The following is a 265-nucleotide window of genomic DNA, read 5'->3' as shown; positions in this document are numbered from 1 at the left end:
GTTCCATCTGGCTCACCAGCTGACGCACCTGCTGCAGCGTGGACTGATTCACCCGCCAGTGTGAAGGATAGATGCCGTCCTTCTCCTGCGGCAGGAGATGGTTCAGCCCGGACAGGAACTGGAACGCATCGGGCGAACGGTAGAGCACGTTAGTCAGGCACAGGTTGTCGGTATGTTCATATAAGTGCCGGTCATGATCGCGCACAAAGCAGACCGTCCCACCACTGATGGTATACGGCTGGCCGTTAAACACATGGATCCCCGT

The 265-nt window shown here is 57.4% G+C and carries 1 protein-coding gene; it reads right to left on the bottom strand.

What is annotated here, in order from left to right; genetic code table 11:
• Nucleotides 1-253, bottom strand: a 253-nt coding sequence (locus ACPYOJ_RS35635; protein ID WP_481420427.1) for an AraC family ligand binding domain-containing protein, incomplete at its 3' end; no start/stop codon positions are given.
• Nucleotides 254-265: the final 12 nt, after the last annotated feature.

The organism is Rhizobium sp. SVR5-9E (assembly GCF_056755095.1).
Note: the sequence above shows the minus strand (reverse complement) of the source record. Positions and strands in the feature narration are given on the sequence as shown.